Here is a 516-nt window from a genome sequence, read left to right as displayed (position 1 = left end):
TCGGTGACCTGCTGCTTTGGCTGCCAAACGAAGAACGGCTACGGAGCCCGCATCTGCTCTCATTACCAGTGGGTGGATTCCTGATCCCGGAGCCATTGATCGGCGACTTCGACTGCGCGCGGCCATACCTGCACACCCCCAAAGATGCGGATGTCGTGCAGCCCGGCGATGTCATTGCCATCACACCCGGCAACGCGTTGGTGCGAGTGCTCTATCGACGAGGCTCAGACAGCAACCTGCTGTTAATGACCGATCGTTGCAACAGCCTCTGCCTGATGTGCTCGCAGCCGCCCAAAGATATCGATGACCGCTGGCACATCGAGGAGAACCTACGGCTGATCGGCCTGATGGACCCGGGCGAAGAAAATCTGGGAATCAGCGGTGGAGAACCAACGCTTTATCGCGACGGCCTGCTGGAAATCCTGGCCAAGTGCAAAGCCGTTTTGCCACAGAAATCCATTCATGTACTCAGCAACGGGCGTCTGTTCCAAGACCCGAGCTGGATCGCAGCGCTCT

1 protein-coding gene is annotated in these 516 nt (G+C 58.3%); it reads left to right on the top strand.

Annotation, left to right across the window (positions count from 1 at the left end):
* The coding region (locus TU76_RS24375) for a radical SAM protein (RefSeq protein ID WP_048352720.1) at positions 1–516 on the top strand (516 nt) is incomplete at both ends.

The organism is Pseudomonas psychrophila, assembly GCF_001043005.1.
Lineage (GTDB): Bacteria > Pseudomonadota > Gammaproteobacteria > Pseudomonadales > Pseudomonadaceae > Aquipseudomonas > Aquipseudomonas psychrophila.
Note: the sequence above shows the minus strand (reverse complement) of the source record. Positions and strands in the feature narration are given on the sequence as shown.